This window comes from Protofrankia sp. Cr1, from assembly GCF_963555865.1.
Taxonomy (GTDB): domain Bacteria; phylum Actinomycetota; class Actinomycetes; order Frankiales; family Frankiaceae; genus Protofrankia.
This window is the reverse complement of record NZ_CAUVXO010000210.1, coordinates 1-7,468: the sequence shown is the minus strand read 5'-3', so window position 1 is coordinate 7,468 and position 7,468 is coordinate 1. Positions and strand designations below refer to the sequence as shown.

Here is a 7,468-nt window from a genome sequence, read left to right as displayed (position 1 = left end):
AACAGATCCGGCCGGCGGTGTGCGGTCCGCGCCACAGCCACCTCCCGGCGCCACCGGCTGATGGCGCCGTGGTCACCGGAGCGCAGCACCGCGGGCACCTCGCGGTCGTGCCACACCGGTGGGCGGGTGTACACCGGCGGTTCCAGAAGCCCGTCGGCGAAGGAGTCGTCGGCAACGGACTCGGCGTTTCCCACCACACCGGGCAACAGCCGGGTGACCGCCTCCAGTATCACCAGGGTGGCGACCTCTCCCCCGGCCAGCACGTAGTCACCGATCGAGATCTCGTCGTCGGCCCACTCCTCAATGACCCGCGCGTCGATTCCCTCATAGCGGCCACAACAGAACACCAGCCACGGTTGCGCGGCCAAGCCGCCGGCGCAGGCCTGGGTGAAGGGCCGGCCGACCGGGGTCGGGACGATGATCCGCGGTCGCCGGCCACCGGCCGCGCCCGATTCGCTCACCTCGGTCAGCGCCGCCCACCACGGTTCCGGCCGCATCACCATGCCCGGCCCCCCGCCATAGGGGGCGTCGTCAACGGTCCTGTGCACGTCGCTCGCCCACTGCCGGAGATCGTGCAGATGAACGTCGAGGATGCCCCGCTCACGCGCCCGGCCGACCAGCGACAGTTCCAGTGGGCTGAGATACCCGGGAAAGATAGTGATTATGTCAACACGCATGGTCACTCCAGGTCGAACAGGCCTGGCGGCGGGTCGACCACGCACCGGCCGTCGGACACCTCGACGCTGGGGACGAACTCGCGCACGAACGGCACGAGTACCTCCCCCCCGTCTGGGCGGCCGACCGCGAGCAGCTCCCCGGCCGCTGTGTGGACCACATCGACAACCACACCGACGGCGGCGCCGTCCACGGTCACCACCTGGAGTCCGACGAGGTCGCGGTCCCACCACAGGTCGTCCGCGGCGTCATCGTCCTCGTCCGCAGCGGCACCCACGGCGTCGGGCGCAATGGTGAGGATCCGGCCACGCAGGGCTTCGGCGGCGCTACGGTCATCGACCCCCTCGAACCGTACGAGCAGGCGCCCGGCGTGCCAACGCGACCCGGCGATCACCAGCGGACCAGCGGCGGGGGTGTCGCCGTGAAACCGCGACCCCGGCGCGAAGCGTCGGTCCGGAACATCGGTCCGGACGTCGATCGTCACGTCCCCGCGGACGCCATGGGGACGCCCGATCCGACCGACGACGACCGGCGCATCGGCCGGGCTGCCCGAAGGCCGCCGACTACCGGTCGACGTCGACGACGTCGACACGCAGACCCCGACCTCCCACACCGGCCATGACCGTCCGCAGCGCGCGGGCGGTCCGCCCGCCGCGCCCGATCACCTTGCCGAGATCGTCGGGATGCACACGGACCTCCAGGGTCCGACCCCGGCGACCCGACTGCATGTCGACGCGCACATCATCGGGATGATCGACGATGCCCCGGACAAGATGCTCGAGCGCGGCCTCCAGCACTTACTGCCCCGCCGGAGTCGACGGCTCGGCCGCCGGCGCGCTCTGCTGCTGCTCGCCCGCGGGTGCGTCGTCCGTAGCCTTCTTGGCCTTCTTCGGGGTGGTGGCGGGCTTGTCGCCGAGACCTGCGGCTACCCGGGCCGCAGCCTGGAAGATCTCCCGCTTGTCGGGCTTGGGAGCCGCAACCTTCATCGGCGGTGGCGCCGGCAGACCCTTGAACTTCTGCCAGTCACCGGTGACCTTGAGGATCGCGAGCACCGGCTCGGTCGGCTGAGCGCCCACACCGAGCCAGTACCCGGCGCGTTCGCCGTCCACCTTGATGATGCTCGGGTCGGACTTGGGATGATACTGCCCGATCGCCTCGATGACCCGTCCGTCTCGCTTGGTACGGGCGTCCGCGATGACGATGCGGTAGTGCGGCTCGCGCATCTTGCCGAGACGCTGAAGTTTGATCTTGGTTGCCACGATTGTCGAACTGCTCCAGACGTACGTCAGTAGCCACTGGAATGCCACGGTGGGGACGCGGAACACCGGCAGCTGGGTTTTCGGAGCGTCAAAGCGGCGGAGAGGGCCACCGCGACGACGCCGATGGTGAGGAACCCATGTCGTTCCCATAGTTTGCCAGATCGCGAGCGCCGATACGCCCCCGGGCCGGTGGGCACTGCCCGGAGCATGTCAACGCTGTCTGCCGCGACCCCGCCCGGGCGGTAGCCCCCCCGGTGGCAAACCGCTGCCACGCATCAGGGCGGACAGGTCGGGCAGGGCCGCATCACCGGGCCCGGCCGGCGGGCCGCCGGGTAGGCCGCCCGGTGTGGCGCCCGGTGTGGCGCCCGCGCGCCGCGCCTGCGCTGCGGCCTCCTGCGCCTGCGTCTGCGCGGCGCGTGCGGCCGGATTGCCCTTGCGGTTCGCGCCCTTTCCCTTCTTGCCCGCCTTGCGGTTGGCCGCGCCCCGGCCGCTCTGCCCACCGCCGGGCAACCCCATACCGCCGGCCATCTTCTTCATGACCTTGCGCGCCTCGGCGAACCTGTCGAGCAGCTGGTTGACCTCGGTGACGGTGACGCCGGAACCTCGGGCCACCCGAGCCTTGCGGGACGCCTGGAGAATCCGCGGGTCGTGGCGCTCAGCCGGGGTCATCGACCGGATGATCGCAACCACCCGGTCGACGTCGCGTTCACCGATCTGGGACAACTGCTCCTTCATCTGCCCCATCCCGGGCAGCATTCCGAGCAGGTTGGCGATCGGGCCCATCTTGCGGACGGCGAGCATCTGGTCGAGGAAATCCGACAGTGTGAACTCCGAGGCGGCCATCTTCGCCGCCATCGCCTCGGCCTGATCGGCCTCGAAGGCCTTCTCCGCCTGCTCGATGAGGGTGAGAACGTCGCCCATTCCCAGAATGCGCGACGCCATCCGCTCGGGGTGGAAGACGTCGAAGTCCTCCAGCGCCTCACCGGTCGACGCGAACATGATCGGCCTGCCGGTCAGGTGCGCGACCGACAACGCGGCGCCACCGCGGGCGTCGCCGTCGAGCTTGGTGAGCACGACCGCACTGAAACCGACGCCGTCGGCGAAGGCCTGCGCGGTGGTGACGGCGTCCTGGCCGATCATCGCGTCGACGACAAACAGGATCTCGTCCGGCGACGTGACATCCCTGATGTCCGCCGCCTGCCGCATCATCTCGACGTCCACGCCGAGACGGCCGGCGGTGTCGACGACCACCACGTCATGGTGACGACGCCGCGCGTGTTCCACAGCGGCACGCGCGACCGCGACCGGGTCGCCCACCCCGTTGCCGGGCTCGGGCGCGAACACCTCGACCCCGGCCCGGGCGGCCACGACCTGAAGCTGGGTGACCGCGTTCGGACGTTGCAGGTCGGCGGCGACCAGCAGTGGCGTGTGCCCCTGGGCCGCAAGCCACCGGCCGAGCTTGCCGGCGAGCGTCGTCTTGCCGGTGCCCTGCAGGCCGGCGAGGAGGATGACGGTGGGAGGCGCCTTGGCGAACCGCAGGGTCGTGGTGCCGCCGCCCAGGATCGCGATGAGCTCTTCGTTCACGATCTTGATGACCTGCTGGGCCGGGTTCAGCGAGGCCGAGACCTCCGAACCCATCGCCCGCTCACGCACGGCTGCGATGAAGGCCCGAACCGCCGGCAACGCGACGTCGGCCTCCAGCAACGCCACCCGGATTTCCCGGGCGGTCGCATTGATGTCAGCCTCGGACAACCGCCCCTTGCCGCGGAGCGACGAGAAAGCCTTGTCGAGGCGGCTGGACAGGGTGTCGAACACGCGCACACTCCGAGATCGCTGGCGAACCGCAGCTCTCAGGGTACGCACCGGGACAGCGCTGCGGACAGCCCGACGAGGTACGCCCACACGGTGATCACGGTGCAAACCTGCAGCGATCACCGCCCTCCCCATCGAGGACGGCGGGTACACCTCGCCGGACATCACGGCCCGGCCACCGGGTCCGGCCGGGGTCCGAACCCCACCTTGGCACTGTAGGTCGCCGCGACGCCGGGTGAAAGAGACTCCCCGTGGCCACAGCGTGGGCCCCGACGACGCTCTGTCAGGGGTGCCCCGGTCAGTTCGCCGGATCCCCCAGCAGCGCGTCGACGAATGCCTCCGGATCGAACGGTGCGAGGTCGTCGGGCCCTTCCCCGAGACCGACCAGCTTCACCGGCACGCCGAGTTCCCGCTGGACCGCGATCACGATGCCACCCTTGGCGGTCCCGTCGAGCTTGGTGAGCACGATGCCCGTGATGTCCACCGCCCGGGTGAACACCCGGGCCTGTTCCACGGCGTTCTGCCCGGTCGTCGCGTCGAGGACGAGCAGAACCTCGTCCACGGGACCGATCTTGGTGACCACACGTTTGATCTTGGCGAGCTCGTCCATGAGCCCGGCCTTCGTGTGCAGGCGCCCGGCTGTGTCCACCACCACGGCGTCCGCTCCGACACCGATCCCTCGTTTGGCGGCCTCGAAGGCGACCGACGCCGGATCTCCACCCTCGGCCCCGCGCACCGTCTGCGCGCCGACCCTGCTCCCCCACGTCTCCAGCTGGTCGGCGGCGGCGGCCCGGAAGGTGTCGGCCGCGCCCAGCACCACCGTGCGGTCGTCCGCCACCAGCAGACGGGCAATTTTTCCGCAGGTCGTTGTCTTACCGGTGCCGTTCACCCCGACAACGAGGATGTTCGCCGGCCGGCCGTCCGCGGCCGCGTGCAGCGTGCGGTCCGTGCTGGTACCGATCTGGGCGAGCAGCTCGTCCCGCAGCAGGACACGCACATCCTCAGGCCGCCGGGCGCCGAGAACCTTGACCTTCGTGCGCAGCGACGCGACCAGCTCCTGGGTAGGTATCACGCCCACATCGGCGACCAGCAGGGTCGTCTCGACGTCGTCCCAGGCCTCGTCATCAAGGTTGTCCCGGGACAACAGCAGCAGGAGGCCGCGGCCCAGGCTGTTCTGGGACCGCGCGAGCCGCTCCCGCAGGCGGACCAACCGGCCCGCGGCCGGGGCCGGTACCTCCAGTTGGGCTTCCCGTTCAAGTTCCAGTTCGTACAGTTCGGCCTCGGCCTCGGCCTCGGCCTCGGGGATATCGACGGTCTCGACCGTCCGCCGGGGTGTGTCCCGTGGGATCTCGGCGTCGTCACCCACCCCGGGCCGGTAGTCCACGCCCGGATGCGGCCGGGCGCGGGTGGGCGGGATTCGACGTCGGCGCCGGGTGCCCAGCACCAAGCCGGCGGACGCGACAAGACCGAACACGACGATCGCGATGATGATGAGGACGTACTCCACGCCTCCGATCCTGACAGACCAGACGGTGGCTTACTCAGGCCGAAGCGTGTTCAGGCCGAAGCGCGTTCCCGGAGCCGCTGGCTGATCACCGTGGTGACTCCGTCCCCACGCATCGACACACCGTAGAGCGCGTCCGCGATCTCCATCGTCCGTTTCTGGTGGGTGATGATAATCAACTGAGATTTCTCCCGCAGACCTTCCAACGCCTCCAGCAGCCGACCGAGGTTGCGGTCGTCAAGGGCGGCCTCAACCTCGTCCAACACGTAGAAGGGCGACGGCCGGGCGCGAAAGATCGCGAGCAGCAGGGCGATCGCCGTCAGCGAACGCTCACCGCCTGACAACAGCGACAGACGCTTGACCTTCTTGCCCGGTGGCCGCGCCTCCACCTCGATTCCGGTGGTGAGCATGTCATCGGGATCGGTGAGCACGAGCCGGCCCTCACCACCGGGGAACAGCGTCGCGAAAACGATCTCGAACTCGCGCGCCGTGTCCTCGAACGCCGCGCGAAAGACATCCCGAACCCGCTCGTCGACCTCGGCAACGACCAGCAGAAGATCACGACGGGTGTTCTTGATGTCGTCGAGCTGCGTCGACAGGAACGACGCACGCTCCGTCAGCGCCTCGAACTCCTCAAGCGCGAGCGGGTTGACCTTACCCAGCCGGGCGAGTTGCCGTTCGGCCGCGGCCGCCCGCGCCGACTGCTCGGCCCGATCGAACGCGACGGTCTCGCCGTCGGGGGTGTCCGGCGGCACGGGCACGTGCGGTCCGTACTCGTTGACAAGATCGTCGGCTGCGATGCCGTGCTCCTCGAACGCCTTGGTCTCCAGCGTCTCCACCCGCAGGCGCTTCTCCGCGCGGGCGAGCTCGTCGCGATGGACGTCATCGCGCAGCGCGGCAAGCTCGGCGGCCCATGTCCGGACCTGTTCGCGGACCGCGGTCAGATCGGACTCGGTCTGCCGGCGAAGCGCGTCGACGCGTCGGCGTTCGGTGTCGGCGGCGACCAGGGAGTGCTCCAGTGCCGCGAGGGCGTGACCGGCGGCGTCGGCCACGGCCGCGGCAACGGTCGCCTGCCGCTCCCGGATCTCCCGTCGCCGGGCCGCCGCCAGCCGCGCGGCCCGTTCGTTCGCGGCGGACCGCACCAGCGCGTCCGCACGGCCGGCCAGCGCCCGGGCCCGTTCCTCGCTGGTACGCACCGCTAGGCGGGCCTCGACCTCCTCGCCACGCACGGCCGCGGTCGCGGCAGCAAGCCGGTCCCGCTGCTCCGGTGGCCTCTCTCCGACGTCGGGTTCCGACGATGTCGCGGCCAGCGTCGCCTCCAGCTCGGCCAGAGCGCCGTATGCCTGGTCACGGGCAGTTTCAGCCTGTATCCGGACGCGTTCGAGACGTTCGACCTCCGCGGCCCCCGACCGGTTCACCCGCTCCAGCTGGGACAGCTGCTCGGACAACGCCCGGTAGCGGGCGTCCGCGCCGTGCAGCGCCGCCGACGCGTCGTCGATCCCGCCGCGGGCCCGTTTCACCTCCTCGCCTGCCGCGGCAATGGCCCCACGGGCACGTTCACCGCCGGCGGCGGCCTCAAGCATCCGGGACTCCGCCTCGTCCGCCGCGGCCCGCAGCTCCAGCAGGGAGGGCGCGCGTGCGCTGCCACCGATGGCGAATCCGGGCCCGATCACGTCACCGGACCGGGTGACCACCCGGATGCCGGGATGCGCGCGGACGAGGTCAAGGGCGACCGCGAGGTCGGCGACAACCATGGTGGCGGCAAGCAGCCGCGCCACCCCCGCGGCATAGCGCGGGTCGCTGACCCGGACGAGGTCCGCGGCCCGAACCCCACCGCGACGCGCGTCAGGTGGCAGGGCAGCGGTGGGATCTGCACCGGGCGCCCCAACGCCGGACCCGTCGACACCGGACCCGTCAGCACCGGACCCGTCGACGACGAGCAGTGCCGCCCGCCCCGCGTCGACCGCGCGCAGCCACTCGAACGCGGCGCTGACATCCTCGACGGCGCCGACCGCCACGGCGTCGGCGGCCGGACCCAGTACGGCTGCGACGGCGGCCTCGGCCCCCGGCTCGACCGTCAGCACAGCCGCAAGGCGGCCCAGGACACCGGTGGGTCCCGTGGGTCCGGTGGGTCCCGTGGGTCCGTCCGGCTGGGCCGCAGCGGCGTCCAGCAGCGCGGCAGCGCCGTCCTTCGGCGTCAGCGACAGGGTGAGAGCCC

The 7,468-nt window shown here is 70.9% G+C and carries 7 protein-coding genes; all 7 read right to left on the bottom strand.

From position 1 onward, the window contains the following. Positions 1-677 (bottom strand): tRNA (guanosine(37)-N1)-methyltransferase TrmD (gene trmD, locus U9980_RS16370; protein WP_322768710.1); only part of this gene is annotated, 677 nt, incomplete at its 3' end. Positions 678-679: 2 nt separating this feature from the next. Next, positions 680-1,267: a ribosome maturation factor RimM gene (rimM, locus tag U9980_RS16365; protein ID WP_322768709.1), complete on the bottom strand. Its 588-nt coding sequence runs from the start codon at positions 1,265-1,267 to the stop codon at positions 680-682. Beyond that, complete coding sequence (locus U9980_RS16360) at positions 1,239-1,472, bottom strand: RNA-binding protein (protein WP_239311291.1); 234 nt, start codon at positions 1,470-1,472, stop codon at positions 1,239-1,241. Before U9980_RS16360 ends, rimM begins: the two co-directional genes overlap by 29 nt. Further along, complete coding sequence (gene rpsP, locus U9980_RS16355; protein ID WP_322768708.1) at positions 1,473-1,934, bottom strand: 30S ribosomal protein S16; 462 nt, start codon at positions 1,932-1,934, stop codon at positions 1,473-1,475. A gap of 210 nt (positions 1,935-2,144) precedes the next feature. Beyond that, on the bottom strand, positions 2,145-3,749 hold the full coding sequence (gene ffh, locus U9980_RS16350; RefSeq protein ID WP_322768707.1) for a signal recognition particle protein: 1,605 nt from the start codon (positions 3,747-3,749) through the stop codon (positions 2,145-2,147). 295 nt (positions 3,750-4,044) lie between these two features. Continuing rightward, positions 4,045-5,253 carry a signal recognition particle-docking protein FtsY gene (gene ftsY / locus U9980_RS16345; protein ID WP_322768706.1) on the bottom strand — a complete coding sequence of 403 codons (1,209 nt, stop codon included), beginning with the start codon at positions 5,251-5,253 and terminating at the stop codon, positions 4,045-4,047. Between the two features lie 50 nt (positions 5,254-5,303). Continuing rightward, positions 5,304-7,468 (bottom strand): AAA family ATPase (locus U9980_RS16340; RefSeq protein ID WP_322768705.1); only part of this gene is annotated, 2,165 nt, incomplete at its 5' end.